The organism is Actinoplanes sp. NPDC048791 (assembly GCF_040650095.1).
Classification (GTDB): domain Bacteria; phylum Actinomycetota; class Actinomycetes; order Mycobacteriales; family Micromonosporaceae; genus Actinoplanes.
Genome location: NZ_JBEZGQ010000102.1, coordinates 1 through 15,082, shown reverse-complemented (window position 1 = coordinate 15,082; position 15,082 = coordinate 1). Strand labels below are relative to the sequence as shown.

At 72.1% G+C, this 15,082-nt stretch carries 15 protein-coding genes; 10 read left to right on the top strand and 5 right to left on the bottom strand.

Annotated elements, in window-relative coordinates; all coding sequences use genetic code 11:
- Positions 1–682 (bottom strand): DUF4870 domain-containing protein (locus AB0C29_RS10865; protein ID WP_360818318.1); only part of this gene is annotated, 682 nt, incomplete at its 3' end.
- Between the two features lie 179 nt (positions 683–861).
- Between AB0C29_RS10865 and hrcA the strand changes: the two genes are divergently transcribed.
- The 8 genes from hrcA (at position 862) to AB0C29_RS10825 (ending at position 10,577) form a co-directional block, all read left to right on the top strand.
- Positions 862–1,884: a heat-inducible transcriptional repressor HrcA gene (gene hrcA / locus AB0C29_RS10860; RefSeq protein ID WP_360818315.1), complete on the top strand. Its 1,023-nt coding sequence runs from the start codon at positions 862–864 to the stop codon at positions 1,882–1,884.
- 43 nt (positions 1,885–1,927) lie between these two features.
- Positions 1,928–3,073: a molecular chaperone DnaJ gene (dnaJ, locus tag AB0C29_RS10855; protein WP_203770907.1), complete on the top strand. Its 1,146-nt coding sequence runs from the start codon at positions 1,928–1,930 to the stop codon at positions 3,071–3,073.
- Positions 3,074–3,104: 31 nt separating this feature from the next.
- Positions 3,105–3,839: a 16S rRNA (uracil(1498)-N(3))-methyltransferase gene (locus AB0C29_RS10850; protein ID WP_360818312.1), complete on the top strand. Its 735-nt coding sequence runs from the start codon at positions 3,105–3,107 to the stop codon at positions 3,837–3,839.
- 168 nt (positions 3,840–4,007) lie between these two features.
- Positions 4,008–5,078: an iron chelate uptake ABC transporter family permease subunit gene (locus AB0C29_RS10845; RefSeq protein WP_360818309.1), complete on the top strand. Its 1,071-nt coding sequence runs from the start codon at positions 4,008–4,010 to the stop codon at positions 5,076–5,078.
- The gene (locus AB0C29_RS10840; RefSeq protein ID WP_360818306.1) at positions 5,075–6,127 is read left to right on the top strand and encodes an iron chelate uptake ABC transporter family permease subunit; all 1,053 of its coding nucleotides are present in this window, start codon (positions 5,075–5,077) and stop codon (positions 6,125–6,127) included. Before AB0C29_RS10845 ends, AB0C29_RS10840 begins: the two co-directional genes overlap by 4 nt.
- Positions 6,128–6,922, top strand: coding sequence for an ABC transporter ATP-binding protein (locus AB0C29_RS10835; RefSeq protein ID WP_360818304.1), 795 nt, complete (start codon positions 6,128–6,130; stop codon positions 6,920–6,922).
- Positions 6,923–6,960: 38 nt separating this feature from the next.
- A complete protein-coding gene (locus tag AB0C29_RS10830; RefSeq protein WP_212989933.1) occupies positions 6,961–7,173 on the top strand; it encodes an MbtH family protein in 213 nt (70 codons plus the stop codon).
- A complete protein-coding gene (locus AB0C29_RS10825) occupies positions 7,170–10,577 on the top strand; it encodes an ABC transporter ATP-binding protein (protein ID WP_360818301.1) in 3,408 nt (1,135 codons plus the stop codon). Before AB0C29_RS10830 ends, AB0C29_RS10825 begins: the two co-directional genes overlap by 4 nt.
- Before the next feature lie 10 nt (positions 10,578–10,587).
- Here the strand turns inward: AB0C29_RS10825 and AB0C29_RS10820 are convergent, their stop codons facing one another.
- The 4 genes from AB0C29_RS10820 to AB0C29_RS10805 form a co-directional block, all read right to left on the bottom strand.
- Positions 10,588–11,835 carry a type II toxin-antitoxin system HipA family toxin gene (locus tag AB0C29_RS10820; RefSeq protein WP_360818298.1) on the bottom strand — a complete coding sequence of 416 codons (1,248 nt, stop codon included), beginning with the start codon at positions 11,833–11,835 and terminating at the stop codon, positions 10,588–10,590.
- Positions 11,832–12,131, bottom strand: coding sequence for a helix-turn-helix transcriptional regulator (locus AB0C29_RS10815; protein ID WP_360818296.1), 300 nt, complete (start codon positions 12,129–12,131; stop codon positions 11,832–11,834). Before AB0C29_RS10815 ends, AB0C29_RS10820 begins: the two co-directional genes overlap by 4 nt.
- Positions 12,132–12,215: 84 nt before the next feature.
- Positions 12,216–13,310, bottom strand: coding sequence for an ATP-binding protein (locus tag AB0C29_RS10810; RefSeq protein ID WP_360818293.1), 1,095 nt, complete (start codon positions 13,308–13,310; stop codon positions 12,216–12,218).
- The gene (locus AB0C29_RS10805) at positions 13,307–13,966 is read right to left on the bottom strand and encodes a response regulator transcription factor (protein ID WP_360818290.1); all 660 of its coding nucleotides are present in this window, start codon (positions 13,964–13,966) and stop codon (positions 13,307–13,309) included. Before AB0C29_RS10805 ends, AB0C29_RS10810 begins: the two co-directional genes overlap by 4 nt.
- 115 nt (positions 13,967–14,081) lie before the next feature.
- On the opposite strand from AB0C29_RS10805, the gene AB0C29_RS10800 reads away from it, so the two are divergent.
- Together AB0C29_RS10800 and AB0C29_RS10795 are read left to right on the top strand one after the other, a co-directional pair.
- The gene (locus AB0C29_RS10800) at positions 14,082–14,858 is read left to right on the top strand and encodes a trypsin-like serine protease (protein WP_360818287.1); all 777 of its coding nucleotides are present in this window, start codon (positions 14,082–14,084) and stop codon (positions 14,856–14,858) included.
- 76 nt (positions 14,859–14,934) lie between these two features.
- A partial coding sequence (locus AB0C29_RS10795) for an alanine racemase (RefSeq protein ID WP_360818321.1) occupies positions 14,935–15,082 on the top strand: 148 nt, incomplete at its 3' end.

Here is a 15,082-nt window from a genome sequence, read left to right as displayed (position 1 = left end):
CGGCGACGATGCCGAAGATCGTGGCGATCGCCCAGGCCGCGATACCGACGAAGAAGCCGATCACGATGCAGGTCAGCACCCAGCCGACGATGGCGATGATCGACCAGAGGATCTGGAAGTTCAGCGCCTTGACCGCCTCGGCCCGCACGACCGGGGACTGGTTGCCCTTGGCCAGCAGCGCCACCAGCGGCGCGATCCAGCCGGAGCAGCCGCCACCGAGGAACGCGCCGGCCGCGCCCCCGAAGTGGGCGACCAGGATCCAGGTCTTGTCGTCGTTGCCCGGCGCGTAGCCACCCGGCGGGTAACCACCGGGCTGCTGGCCGTAGGCGCCGGGCGGGCCGTAGCCACCGGCACCCGAGCCGGGCGGCGGGCCGTAGCCACCCGCGCCGGAGCTCGGCGGCGGGCCGTGGCCGCCCGCGCCGGAGCTGGGCGGCGGACCGTAGCCACCGGCACCGGAGCTGGGCGGCGGGCCGTAACCGCCGGCACCCGAGGTGGGCGGCGGGGTGCCGTAGGTCGGCGGCTGCTGCGGCGGGGTGCCGTAGGTCGGCGGCTGCGGGGAGCCGTACGCCGGGGGCGGCGGCGGGGCCGATCCGGGAGTCGGATCGTTACCCGGATATGGGTTGAGCGGCGCGGTGGGATCCGAGGGATTGCCCTCACCGGGCGGACGCGGCGGTTCAGTCATGCGCACACGGTAGGACCGCACGTCGAACGTGGCGAGAGCAACACCCGGGTGACGTCGGAGAATAGACAGTCGGCTAAGTGGCTCAGGCCCTGACGGCTGATCATCGCGCGGCGGGCGCGGGCGACGTAGACTGGCACTCGACTTCGCGGAGTGCCAGCTGAGAGGTGGAGGGGTACGACATGAGTCTCGACGACCGCAAGCTCGAAGTACTCCGCGCCATCGTCGAGGACTACGTCGCCACCCAGGAGCCGGTGGGCAGCAAAGCCCTGGTCGAGCGGCATCAGCTGGGCGTCTCGCCGGCCACGGTCCGCAATGACATGGCCGTGCTGGAGGAGGAGGGCTACATCCGGCAGCCGCACACCAGTGCCGGCCGGGTGCCCACCGACGCCGGTTACCGGCTCTTCGTCGACCGGCTCTCCCGGGTCAAGGCGCTGAGCCCGGCCGAGCGCCGGGCAATCGAGCGCTTCCTGGTCGGCGCGGTCGACCTCGACGACGTGGTGCACCGCACGGTGCGCCTGCTCGCGCAGCTCACCCGCCAGGTCGCCGTCGTGCAGTATCCCAGCCTGGCCCGTTCCGCGGTGCGCCATCTGGAGCTGGTGCCGATCTCCACCACCCGGATCATGCTGGTGATGATCGCCGACACCGGCCGGGTCGAGCAGCGCCTGGTGGAGCTGCCCGGGCCGACGCCGGGCGACGACGTGCTCGACATGCGCCGGGTGATCAACGCCAAGCTCACCGGGCAGAAGCTCGCCGACACCCCGCCGCTGGTGCAGACGCTGGTCGACGAGTGCGCCCCGGAGAAGCGCACCACGATGGCCTGCGTCGCCTCGGTGCTGTTGGAGACACTGGTGGAGCGCAGCGAGGAACGCCTCGCTCTGGCGGGCACGGCCAACCTCACCCGCGGCGGCGTGCTGGACTTCCAGGGTTCGCTGCGGCCGGTCCTGGAGGCGCTGGAGGAGGAGGTCATCCTTCTCAAGCTCATCGGTGAGGTGGAGCCGAGCACCACCCGGGTCCGCATCGGCGACGAGAACGAGATCGACAACCTGCGGGCCGCCTCGGTGGTCAGCACGGGTTACGGCCCGGGCACGACGATCGTTGGTGGGCTCGGCGTGCTGGGGCCGACCCGGATGGATTACCCCGGCACCATCGCCACGGTACGAGCCGTGGCACGCTACGTTGGCGATTTGCTGGCACAAAACTGACGGAACCGCTCAGCGCTGGGCAGACATGAGGACTCGAACCCCTGTGGCCAAGGACTATTACGGAATTCTCGGGATCAGCCGGGAAGCCACCGACGACGAGATCAAGCGCGCTTACCGCAAGCTGGCCCGTCAATACCACCCGGACGTCAATCCCGACCCCGAGGCGCACGAGAAGTTCAAGGACATCAACGCGGCGTACGAGGTGCTCTCGGACGACCAGAAGCGGCAGATCGTCGACCTCGGCGGTGACCCGCTGGCCCCGGGCGGCGGCGGCGCGGGCGGACCGGGTGGCCCCGGCGGGGCGGGCCCGTTCGTCGGTTTCCAGGACATCATGGATGCCTTCTTCGGCACGGCCGCCGGTGGCGGCTCCCGAGGGCCTCGGCCGCGCACCCGGCCCGGCGCCGACGCGATCCTGCGCCTGGAGCTCGACCTGGTCGAGACGGCCTTCGGCGTCGAGGCGCCGATCACCGTCGACACCGCGGTCCTGTGCACCCAGTGCTCCGGCGCGGGTACCGCACCCGGCACCCACCTGGCCACCTGTGAGACCTGTGGTGGCCGCGGTGAGGTCCAGTCGGTGCAGCGCACGTTCCTGGGCCAGGTCGTCTCGTCCCGCCCGTGTCAGGTCTGCCAGGGCCACGGCACGGTCATCCCGCAGCCCTGCCCGACCTGCGCCGGTGACGGCCGGATCCGCACCCGCCGCTCGCTGACCGTGAAGATCCCGGCCGGCGTCGAGGACGGCATGCGCATCCGCCTGGCCCAGCAGGGCGAGGTCGGCCCGGGCGGCGGCACGGCCGGCGACCTGTACGTGGAGATCCACGAACGCCCCCACGACGTCTACTCCCGCAAGGGCGACGACCTGCACTGCCGGGTGACGCTGCCGATGACGGCCGCCGCACTCGGCACCCGGCTGACCATCAAGACGCTCGACAGCGAGGAGAACATCGAGGTCAAGCCGGGCACCCAGCCGGCCTCGACGCTGCGCATCCGGGGCAAGGGCGTGCCGCACCTGCGCGGGCAGGGCCGCGGTGAGCTGTTCGTGCACCTGGACGTCAAGACGCCGACCAAGCTGACCGCCGACCAGGAGCGGATGCTGCGCGACTTCGCCAAGACCCGGGGTGAGGACATCGCCGAGCTGAGCAAGCAGGGCGGATTCTTCTCCCGGATGCGGGACGCCTTCAACGGGCACTGAGGGACCGGCGGCGTTCGGCTAGCGTGAGCGGGTGTCTGCGCCTCTTTTCCTCGTTGACGACCTGCCCGGTGGTAAGCGGTTCACGCTCGCCGGTGCGGAGGGGCATCATGCCGCCACCGTGCAGCGGCTCCGGGTCGGTGAGGTGCTGCTGCTCGGGGACGGGCGGGGCGGGACAGCTGCCGCCGAGGTGACCGGGGTCGGCCGGGGCAGCATCGACGTCGAGGTCACCGGCCGGGATTTTGTCGCCGCGCCCGATCCACGCCTGGTGGTGGTGCAGGGCATCGCCAAGGGTGACCGCGGTGAGCTGGCGGTGCAGGCCATGACCGAGATCGGCGTCGACGAGATCGTGCCGTGGGCCGCTTCCCGGTCGGTCGCCCAGTGGCGCGGCGACCGTGGGGTCAAGGCCCGGGAGAAGTGGGTCAGCACCGCCCGGGAGGCCGCCAAGCAGGCCCGGCGTCCGTGGCTTCCGGTGGTCTCGGGCAGCCCTGACGTCTCCACCAAGAAGGTCTCCGGGCTGCTCTCCGCGGCCGCTGCGGCGTTCGTGCTGCACGAGGAGGCCACCGACCGGCTCAGCCAGGCCAAGCTGCCCGATGCCGGTGAGATCGTGCTGGTCGTCGGGCCCGAGGGCGGGATCAGCGATCAGGAGCTGGGCTCGTTCGTCGCGGCCGGCGCGCAGCCGGTGCGGCTCGGGGAGTCCGTGCTGCGTACCTCCACGGCCGGGATGGCCGCCCTCGCCGTGCTGTCCGCCCGTCTGGAGCGCTGGTGACGGCCGATGAAGCCGACTACCGCTGGTCGGCCTCACCGCATGGCAGGCGCCGGTGGCGGTGACCAGCAGCGGCCCGGTGGATCGCCGAGCCGCGGGCCCGCCCGCCGCGGCGGTGCTGGTGACGACCGGAAGGTGACGGGTAAGGAAGGTTAGCCTAAGCTTCGCGGCATGGTGCTGACGCGGACGGCCGCTGCGACGCGACCGGGGCCCAAGGCCGCGCCGGCCGCCGCCGGGCTCGCCGCGACCCAGGCCCGCCGCACCCTCGGCCTGCTGATCTGTCTCGGCGTGCTGGCTCTCGTCTGCCTGCTGAGCATCGCCCTCGGCACCCGCACCATCCCCCCGGGCGCCGTCTGGGACGCGTTCTTCCACTTCACCGACACCGACGACCAGTCGATCGTGCGGGACCTGCGGGTGCCCCGAACGGTGCTCGGGCTGCTGGCCGGCGTCGCCTTCGGACTGTCCGGCGCGGTCATCCAGGCCGTCACCCGCAACCCGCTCGCCGACACCCAGATCCTGGGCATCAACGCCGGCGCCGGGCTGTTCGTGGTGTTCGCCGTCGGGGTGCTCGGCCTGACCAGCCTCACGCAGTACATGTGGTTCGGGTTCGCCGGGGTCGCGTTCGCGCTCACCCTGGTCTACCGGCTCGGGTCCACCGGGCGCGGCGGTGCCACCCCGATCCGGCTCACCCTGGCCGGGGTCGCCCTGGGCGCGGTCATGGACGGCATTTCCGGCGGCATCCGGCTCGTGCGGCCCCGCGCCTTCGACTACCTGCGGTTCTGGGACATCGGCTCGCTGGCCGGGCGGCCGCTGGACGTGGCCACCACCATCCTGCCGTTCGTGCTGGCCGGGACGGTGCTCGCGCTGATCGTCGCCCGGTCGCTCAACGCGGTGGCGCTCGGTGACGATCTCGCCCGTACCCTCGGCGCCCGGATCGGCCGCACCCGGTTCCTGGCCACCGTCTCGGTGATGCTGCTGGCCGGCGCGGCGACCGCCGCGGTCGGGCCGATCGGGTTCGTCGGGCTGATGGTGCCGCACGTGGTGCGCTGGATCGTCGGCCCGGACCAGCGCTGGATCTTCGTCTACACCGTGGTCTGCGGTCCGGTGCTGCTGCTGCTCGCCGACATCGTGGGCCGGCTCGTGGTGCGGCCGGGTGAGCTGCGCGTCGGCGTGGTCACCGCCTTCATCGGCGCGCCCGTACTGATCTGGTGGGTCCGCCGGGCCCGGGTGAGTGGCCTGTGAGCGTCGACTTCGGCCGCAAGGTCGTGGTGCTGCGCCCGCACCGCAACGCGTCCGCCCGGATCTCGCTGCGTCCGGCGCTGGTCTGTGCGGTGCTCGTGCTGGCCGCGCTCGCCGTCGGCGTGCTGACCCTGGGCACCGGTGAGTTCACCCTGACCCCGGCCGAGGTGCTGCGGGCGCTGTCCGGCGAGGGCACCCGGGCCGCCCGGCTGGTGGTCGTCGAGTGGCGGCTGCCGCGGGTGCTGCTGGCGCTGATCATCGGCGCCGCGCTGGGGCTGGCCGGGGCGGTCTTCCAGGCGCTGACCCGCAACCCGCTGGGCAGCCCGGACGTCATCGGGTTCAGCACGGGCGCGTACACCGGGGTGCTGCTCGTGACCGTGCTGGTCGGCAACGGCTATTACGTGGTGGCGGCCGGTGCGCTGGCCGGTGGGCTGGCCACCGCCGTCGCGGTCTACCTGCTCGCCTTCAAGCGCGGCGTGCAGGGCTTCCGGCTGATCATCGTGGGCATCGCGATCAGCGCCATGCTGGCCTCGGTCAACCAGTGGTTCATCATCAAGGTCGACCTGCAGGCGGCCTTCGCCGCCATGATGTGGGGGCAGGGCAGCCTCAACGGCCTGGGCTGGGCCCAGGTCACCCCGGTGGCGGTCACGGTCGGCGTGCTGTGCCTGCTCCTGATCGGGTACGGCCCCCGCCTGTCCCTGCTGGAGATGGGTGAGGACGCGGCCGCCGCACTCGGCGTACGGGTGGAACCGACCCGGCTCGCGTACCTGGTCATCGGGGTTGCCCTCACCGCGGTCGCGACAGCGGCCGCCGGTCCGATCTCCTTCGTGGCGCTGGCCGCCCCGCAGCTCGCCCAGCGCGTCACCCGCACGCCCGGCATCGCGCTGCTGCCCTCGGCCGCGATGGGCGCCTTCCTGCTGATGCTCAGCGACTTCCTCGCCCAGCGGGCGTTCGCCCCGACCCAGCTGCCGGTCGGCGTCGTGACCGTGTCGGTGGGCGGCATCTACTTCATCTGGCTGCTGATCCGCCAGGCGCGACGACAGGGGTCCTGAATGAGCATCGCCGCCCGCGACATCACCATCGGGTACGACCGCCGGACGATCAGCGAGCACCTCGACCTCGAGGTGCCGCAGAGCCGGTTCACCGCGATCATCGGCCCCAACGCCTGCGGCAAGTCCACGCTGCTGCGCGCGCTGTCCCGGCTGCTCAAGCCCAGCGCCGGCGAGGTGCTGCTGGACGGCCGGGACATCCACTCGCGGCCGGCCAAGGAGGTCGCCCGCCGGCTCGGGCTGCTGCCGCAGTCGTCGATCGCCCCGGACGGGATCACGGTCGCCGAGCTGGTCGCCCGCGGCCGGTTCCCGCACCAGAAGCTGATCCGGCAGTGGTCGGCCGGGGACGAGGCCGCCGTGGTCGCCGCGATGGTCGCCACCGGGGTGACCGACCTCTCCGGTGAGCTCGTCGACACGTTGTCCGGCGGGCAGCGGCAGCGGGTCTGGGTGGCCATGGTGCTGGCCCAGCAGACGCCGATCGTGCTGCTGGACGAGCCGACCACGTTCCTGGACATCGCCCACCAGATCGAGCTGCTGGAGCTGTGCGTGCGGCTCAACCGCGAGCAGGGCACGACGATGGTCGCGGTGCTGCACGACCTCAACCAGGCCGCCCGGTACGCCGACCACCTGGTGGTGATGAAGGCCGGGGTGATCGTGGCCCAGGGCGACCCGCGCGAGGTCATGACGGCCGAGCTGGTCGAGGACGTCTTCGCGCTGGGCTGCCGGATCATCGACGACCCGGAGACCGGTACGCCGCTGGTGATCCCGCGCTCGAAGGTGACCCAGCGCGTAGGTTAGGCTGTCCTTACTTTTCGGCCGACCTGTGGGGAGACGTCGTGTCCAGCAACCCGTTCGACGACGAGAACGGCACCTTCCACGTCCTCGTGAACGACGAGGAGCAGCACTCGCTCTGGCCGTCCTTCAAGGAGATCCCGTCGGGCTGGCGCAGCGTCTTCGGGCCCGCGCCGCGGCAGCAGGCCATCGACTACGTCGACGCCAACTGGACCGACCTGCGCCCCAAGTCGCTGCGCGACAGCATGGCCCAGTGAGCAAGTCGGGCGCGCGGATTCTCGTACGCACCACCACTCGTAACGCCAAGCGGCTGTGGTTCGGCACCGGCCTCATCGCGGTGCACCAGGCCTGCGAGACGTTCGTCCCGGTCCTGATCGGCGTGGTCATCGACCGGGCCGTCACGCCGGGCGACCTCGGTCAGCTGCTGCTCTGGGTGGGCGTGCTCGCCGTGCAGTTCACGCTGCTGACCATGGCGTACCGCTTCGGCGCGCGGCAGCTCATGGCCGCCATCGCCGAGGAGGGGCACCAGCTGCGCCTGGAGGTGTCGGCGAAGATCCTGCACCCGCGCGGGGTGCGTACCGACCTGCGGGCCGGGGATCTGCTGACGGTGTCCACGAGCGACGCCGACAACACCTCGTACCTGCTGGACTACGTGCCGCGGATCGTCGGTGCCGTCGTCGCCACGGTGATCAGTGCGGTGGTGCTGCTGCTCATCTCCGTACCGCTGGGTCTGGTCGTCCTGGTCGCCACCCCGCTGGTGCTGGTGCTGCTGCAGATCAGCTCGCCGCTGATCACCCGGCGGGTCGCCGACCAGCAGGAACAGGCCGGCCGGGCCACCTCGCTGGCCACCGACCTGGTCACCGGGCTGCGGCCGCTGCGCGGCATCGGCGCGCAGGACGCCGCCGCCGGGAACTACCGGGCGGTCAGCCGCCGCTCGCTGGCGGCGACGCTGCGGGCGTCGCGCACCCAGGGTGGCTACCTGGCCGCCTCGACCGTGCTGAGCACGCTGCTGGCCTGCGGCATCGCCATCCTGGCGGGCTGGTTCGCGCTCACCGGCCGGATCACCGTCGGGCAGTTCATCACCGTCATCGGCCTCGCCCAGTTCCTCATCGAGCCGTTCGGGACGCTGGCCGTGGTGCCGAGCTGGATCGCCGAGGCACGCGCGTCCGCGGACCGGGTCGCGCTGGTCACCGACGCCGGGCTGGTGCTGCCGGAAGGCGCCGACCGGCCCGCCGAGCACCCGTGCGAGCTGCACCTGTCCGGCGTACGGCACGGCCCGCTCGACGGCCTCGACCTGCACGTGCGGCCGGGCGAGTTCGTCGGCGTGGTAGCCCGCCGCCCCGGCGACGCCGAGGCGCTGGTCAAGCTGCTCAGCGTCCCCGCCGACTACCAGGGCAGCGTGCTGCTGGGCGGCTCACCGCTGGAGCAGGTCGACCGGGCCCACGCGCGCCGGCTGCTGCTGGTCGAGCCGCACCACACCGACCTGTTCACCGGCACGATCGCCGCCAACGTGGCCGTGCACGCTGACGGGGAGATCCCGGCCGAGGTGCTGGGAGCGTCGGCCGCCGACGAGGTCCTCGACTCCCAGCCGGAACGGCTCGACGCGCTCGTCGCCGAACGCGGTGCCAGCCTCTCCGGCGGCCAGCGCCAGCGGATCGCCCTGGCCCGTGCGCTGCTGGCCCGGCCGCCGGAGCTGGTGCTGCACGACCCGACCACCGCCGTCGACGCGGTCACCGAGCACGCCAACGCGCAGGGCATCGTCCGGCTTCGCCACCGTCGTCATCACGAGCAGCCCGGCCCTGCTCGCCGCCACCGACCGCATCGTCGTGCTCGGCGACGGCGTGGTCACGGCCGAGGGCGAGCACGAGGAACTGGGCGCGAGCGACGAGACCTACCGACAGTTGGTGCTGCGATGACCCAGATCCTGCCCATCGCGACCGCCCGGCAGACCCGCGGCTGGCTGTGGGCCGAGCTGCGCGGACGCCGGGCCGAGGTGACCGGGACGCTGCTGGTCGGCCTGCTCGCGGCCGCGGCCTCGATCGTTCCCGTGTACGCCCTGGGCATGCTCGTCGACCGGGTCCGCGACGGCGCCGGCACGGGGGCGATCGTGTCGATCTCCGTCGTCATCGTCACCGCCGCGCTCATCGGTGGGGGTGCGATCGGGCTGTCCTCGTACCTGGTCGGCCGGCTCGGCGCCCGGATGCTCGCCGACCTGCGCGAGAGCACCGTCGCGACCGCGCTGCGGCTGCCGGCCCTGGTGCTGGACCGGGCCGGGCGCGGCGACCTGCTGTCCCGGGTCGGTGCGGACATCGCGGCGATCGGCAAGGCCGTCTCCGACGTGCTGCCGAACGTGATCTCGGCGCTGCTGCTGGGCGTGCTGAGCCTGGTGGCCATGGCCGGCATCGACTGGCGGCTGGGCCTGGCCGGTGCCGTGGCCGTGCCGTTCTACGTGGTCGCGCTGCGCTGGTACCTGCCGCGCTCGGCCCCCCGCTACGCCGCGGAGCGCAAGGCTGTCGCCGAGCGGTCTCAGCTGCTGGTGGAGAGCATGCAGGGGCTGCGGACCGTGCACGCGTACCGGCTGGAACAGCGGCACCTGGCGGACATCGACGCCGCGTCGGCCAAGGCACGCGACATCGACGTCGGCGTCTTCACGCTGTTCACCCGCTTCGTCGGCCGGGTCAACCGGGCCGAGTTCTTCGGCCTGGCGGCGATCCTGACGGTCGGCTTCTGGCTGGTCCGCGACGGCTCGGTGACCGTCGGCCAGGCCTCGGCCGCCGCGCTGCTGTTCCACCGGCTGTTCAACCCGGTGTCCACGCTGCTGTTCACCTTCGACGAGATCCAGGCGGCCGGCGCGAGCCTGTCCCGGCTGGTCGGCGTCGAGACGATGCCGGTCGAGCAGCGCGGCGCGGGCCGCCCGCCGGCCGACGCGGCGCTCACTCTGGACGACGTCAGCTTCAGCTACGACGGCCGCACGCCGGTGCTGCGCAAGGTCAGCCTGCGGCTGGAGCCGGGGGAACGGGTGGCGCTGGTCGGCTCGACCGGGGCCGGCAAGACCACGGTCGCCTCCATCGCCGCCGGTGTGCTGCGCCCCGACGAGGGCGTGGCACGGGTCGGCGGGGTGCCGGTCGCGGAGCTGCCGGGCGAGACCGTGGCGATCATCAGCCAGGAGACGCACGTCTTCGCCGGGCCGCTCATCGAGGACCTGCGGCTGGCCCGCCCGTCGGCAAGCGTCGAAGAGGTCTCCGCCGCGCTGGACACCGTAGGCGCCCTGCACTGGGCGCTCGCGCTGCCCGAGGGCTTGGACACGCTCGTCGGTGACGGCAGCCACGAGCTGACCGCCGCGCAGGCGCAGCAGCTCGCGCTGGCCCGGTTGGTGCTGCTGGACCCTGCGGTGGCGGTGCTGGACGAGGCGACGGCTGAGGCGGGGAGCGCGGGGGCCCGGGCGCTGGAGGAGGCCGCGGCGGCGGCGACGCGGGGACGGACGGTGCTGATCGTGGCGCACCGGCTCACCCAGGCGGCGTCGGCGGACCGGGTCATCGTGCTGGAGCATGGCGAGATCGTGGAGTCGGGGCCGCATGCTGAGCTGGTCGCTGCGGGCGGCCGCTATGCGCAGCTGTGGTCGGCCTGGGAGACGCGCAGCTCGGCTCCGGCGCAGTCCTAGCGGCTGCTGGTCACGCGTTCGGCTGCGAGGCCCGGGCCGTCGCCTCGATGGTGTGCGACAGGGTCGGGCGGAAACGCTCGATCTCGGCTGCCGCGATGCCATTGCCGCGCGCCCGGGCTTCCCAGCCGCTCGTGGCATCGGCGACTTCGCGCAGTGTGGCGCGGGCTTGGGCGTCCGTAAGGCCGAAGGTCGGTGCGTACATGATGAGGGCGCGCAGATCGTCCGCGGGATTGTCAGCTCCCCCGATGCTGGTGACCCGGCGGGCGGCAAGATCGGGATTGGGATTGAGGTCGAACGCCGGGGCGAGGCGCCATCCGGCTCGTCCACGAAGGAATCCATGGTTTCGCAGATGGTCGTCGGTGTTGTGCACCGCGACCGAGAATGCGATGCGCCGCCAGAGTTGCCGCAGGTCGTCGTTCGTCGCCGAGCTGTGTTCCGGAATGGCCTCCGCGATCTCGGTGTAGTCGCGCGACTCACCGTCGCGAGCTTCGAGAAGCGTCATCGCACTGATGTAGCCGACGCGGCCCGCTCGGTGCCGATCGAATCGGTCGAGCAGCAGCACCGCGTGCCCCTCGATGCCTATCAACCGGCGGTTCGGCACCGGGATGCCGGCGCTCTCGGCCAGATCAAGAGCAGTCATCTCCCATCGCATGACACTCCATCCATCGGAGGGATGGGGAAACTTGGCGATGAGAAGGCGATCCCCGTCCTGCACCGACGCCTTGGGCCGCGCACCGCCCAGTGATCCGGTGCCGGCGTCCAGCAGCGTCTTGATCGCCGCCAGGTTGTCTGGTTCGTCCCGGGCGACCACGGTGGCTGCGTGCAGCAGACTTGGCAACGCAATGAGTTTCGGGACCTCCGGCGCCGGATGCTGGAACTCTCCGGCGGCATCGGTTTTGAAGCGCAGCGCCCCTTGGCGCGTTTCGTCGCTCACACCGAGCAGGTAGTCCCGGTCGTCGAGCGCTGGGAGCGGTCGTCCCTCGGCGCTTGCGGTCGCCCGTAGCCGCTTCGCGATCAGTCCGCGACCCCAGCGGTCGGGGGCGGCGTCACTGAAAGCTCCGGGGAGCCCGTACGGCAGAGGCCATGAGCCGGCCGAGAGTCGCAACGCGGGATCGACGGCATAGGCCCCTTGAGCGGAAAGATAGTCACGCTCATAGGAGAAGCTGGCTGTGAGCCGGTTGCGTCGGAATGTGAAGTAGGCGTCGCCCACCTTCCGGGTTTCTCCGTCTAGGTCCAGGTAGGTGAGGATGTGGCTCACGGGCGTACCCGCTTGGGAAGGATGTCGTCGGCTCGTGCCCGGCCGAGGTCGGTCTCGTAGGGGTCCGTGGCCGTCACCACGGCGTCCAGCACGCCAAGAGCTCGGGCCACCCCCAGAAAAGCCTGGAAGCTGACGCCGGCGTCTCCGGTCTCGATGCGGCGCAGGGTGTTCCTGGAGATGCCGGCTCGTTCGGCCACCTGAGCCGCCGTGAGGCCTTGCAGCTTGCGCCACGCAACCGTCTGTTCGCCGATGCTCTTGGCGGCGGAAGTCACCCGGACCGATGGGGGACGAGGCACAGGACACCTCCTTAAGGGCAAGATCCTCACCATAATAGCGCTTTATGCGCAGGATGCTGAGCATTACTGAGATTGAATGCAGAGCTAGACGGGTCCGGGGGCCTCGGGGAAGGAGACCTGGACCCGCAGCCCGTCGTGGCCGGTGGACGAGGCCGCGATGACGCCGTCGTGGGCTCGGGTGATCGAGCGGGCGATCGACAGCCCGAGCCCCGCCCCGCCGCCCTGGTGGATGCGGGCGGCCGACAGCCGGCGGAACGGTTCGAACAGGGCGGACACCGCCTCGGCCGGGACGTCGTCGCCGGTGTTCGTGACGGTCAGGGCCGGGTCGTCGCCGACCTGGACGTCGATGGTGCCGTCCGGGCGGTTGTAGCTCACCGCGTTCTGCACCAGGTTGCTGACCAGGCGTTCCAGCAGTACCTGCTCGCCCAGGACCAGGCGTGGGCGCAGGGTGCTGGTGATCGTGATGCCGTTCTCGGCGGCCCGGGCGCGGTGGGCGTCGAGGACCTCCGCGGTGATCAGGTCGAGCCGCAGCGGGGTGCGGGACAGCAGGCCGCGGTCGCTCTCGGCCAGGACCAGCAGGCCCTCGATCAGCTGCTCGTTGCGTTCGTTGGTCTCCAGCAGCTGGGCGGTCAGCAGTTCGAGCTGGTCCTCGGTGCGGGCCCGCGCCATGCCGACCTCGATCAGCGTCCGCTGCACGGCGAGCGGGGTGCGCAGCTCGTGGGAGGCGTCGGCGGCGAACCGGCGCTGGGCCTCGTAGCCGACCGCGATGCGGTCCATCATGTCGTCGATCGTGCGGCCGAGCAGCGCCACTTCGTCCTGGCCCGGTCCGGGGCGCAGGCGGTGGCCCAGGTTCTGCGGGCCGACGTTCGCGATCACCGGGACCAGGTCCCGGACCGGCCGCAGGCACCAGCGTGCCGCTGGGACACACAGCGCCAGCAGGCCCGCGAGGACCAGGAACAGGACGGGTCCGGTCACGACGCTGGGCCGCCGGAAGACCTGCTCGCAGAAGAACGAGGCTTCGGCGTCGGGGGCGCGCGGCCCGCCCATCCCGCACCAGGACACCCCGAACTCCCGGGTCACGGTGAGCACCTGGTCGGCGACCGCCGGGGCGAACTGGGCCGCGACCAGGGCGATCCCGCAGACCAGGAGGATGCGGCGGACCGGGGAGGGTGACCTCATGGTGCGAGCCGGTAGCCGACCTTGGGCACCGTGTGGATCACCGGCGGGTCGCCGAGCTTGCGGCGCAAGGTCATGACGGTGGTACGCACAGTGTTGGTGAACGGGTCGGCGTTCTCGTCCCACGCCTGCTCGAGCAGGTCCTCGGCGCTGACCACGCGACCGCCGGCGCGCATGAGCACGTGCAGGACGGCGTACTCCTTCGGCGAGAGTGACAGCGTCAGCCCGTCGCGGGCCGCCGTGTGCCGGGTCACGTCCAGCACGATGCCGGCCTGCTCCAGCACCGGGGGCAACGCCGGGGTCGAGCGGCGGGACAGCGCCTGCAGCCGGGCGACCAGCTCCGCGAACGCGAACGGCTTGGTCAGGTAGTCGTCGGCGCCCAGCCCGAGGCCCTCGACCCGGTCGCGGATCCCGGCCGCCGCGGTCAGCAGCAGCACGCGCGTGCCCAGCCCGGCCCCGGCGATCCGCCGGCACACCTCGTCGCCGGTGCTGCCGGGCATGTCCCGGTCCAGGACGGCGACGTCGTAGCGGTTGACGCCGAGCTTCTCCCAGGCGGTGACGCCGTCGTAGACCACGTCGACGGCCATGGACAGCCGGCGCAGCCCCTCGGCCACCATGTCGGCGAGCACCCGCTCGTCGTCCGCCACCAGCACCCGCAACGCCGCGCCTCCTCGCCGTCCGTGACCGCCCGCCAGGCTGGCACAGCCGGGATAAAGATTCCATAAGGACCGTGCTGACGTCCTCCGGACGGGCGCTTACGCAGCATGGCCTTCCATGAGATCTGTCCGTCGATGTCTCACCGCGGTCCTGATCGTGGTGGCGCTGGCCGCCGCACCGGTGAGCGCCCAGCCGGCGTCCGCCATCGCGTACGGAGAGGACGTGGACGCCGGCGCCTATCCGTTCACGGTGTTGCTGACCATGGCCGGCCTGCCCACCGACGGCCCCGGCACCCGGGACAGCTCCTGCTCCGGTGCTCTGGTCGCGCCCCGGTGGGTGATCACCGCGGGGCACTGCTTCCGTACGGCGGACGGGCGCCGGGTGAGCCGGACCGTGGCCGACCGCACCACCGCCACCATCGGGCGCGCGGACCTGAGCAGCGGGGAGGGGCACGAGGCCGAGGTCGTCTCCGTACGCCAGGCCGAAGGCGCCGACGTGGCGCTGGCCGAGATCGACCCGGCGGTCACCGACATCACCCCGCTGCGGGTCGGCACCGCACCGCCCACGGTGGGCGAGGTCGTCCGGCTCACCGGGTACGGCCTGACCGCCGGTGACGGCTCCGAGCCGGCGCAACGGTTGCAGACCGGGCAGTTCGTCGTCGGCCGGACGAGCGACTCGCTGATCGAGACCTCGGGCAAGGCGCCGCGCGCGGACACCAGCCCGTGCCCGCACGACTCCGGCGGGCCGTACTTCCGGCAGCAGCGGGACGGACCGCGGTCCTGGTGGCCGTGGTCAGCGGCGGGCCCCGATGCCCCCACCCGGGGCCGGACTTCAGCGCGCGGACCGACAATCTCGCCGACTGGATCGCTGATACGACGGGCGATCGCCATCTGATCGGTTACGGCCTGAGTGCCCTTGCCGCGCTGGCCGCCGTCGTCCTGCTGGGTCTCGCGGTGTGGTGGCGCCGGCGATGAGTTTCCTCGGTGAGGCCGTCGTCGACCTGGCGGCGGTCGCGGGCAATGTCCGTACCGTGGCGGCCGTCGCCCGCACGGACCTGATGGCGGTGGTGAAGGCCGACGGTTTCGGGCACGGCGCGATCGCGGTCGCGCGCGCCGCGA

Excerpts from the sequence above, each read along its gene's own strand:
- hrcA (WP_360818315.1), top strand. The coding sequence starts at position 862 with ATGAGTCTCGACGACCGCAAGCTCGAAGTACTCCGCGCCATCGTCGAG.
- AB0C29_RS10845 (WP_360818309.1), top strand. The coding sequence starts at position 4,008 with ATGGTGCTGACGCGGACGGCCGCTGCGACGCGACCGGGGCCCAAGGCC.
- AB0C29_RS10835 (WP_360818304.1), top strand. The coding sequence starts at position 6,128 with ATGAGCATCGCCGCCCGCGACATCACCATCGGGTACGACCGCCGGACG.
- AB0C29_RS10810 (WP_360818293.1), bottom strand. The coding sequence starts at position 13,310 with ATGAGGTCACCCTCCCCGGTCCGCCGCATCCTCCTGGTCTGCGGGATC.
- AB0C29_RS10800 (WP_360818287.1), top strand. The coding sequence starts at position 14,082 with ATGAGATCTGTCCGTCGATGTCTCACCGCGGTCCTGATCGTGGTGGCG.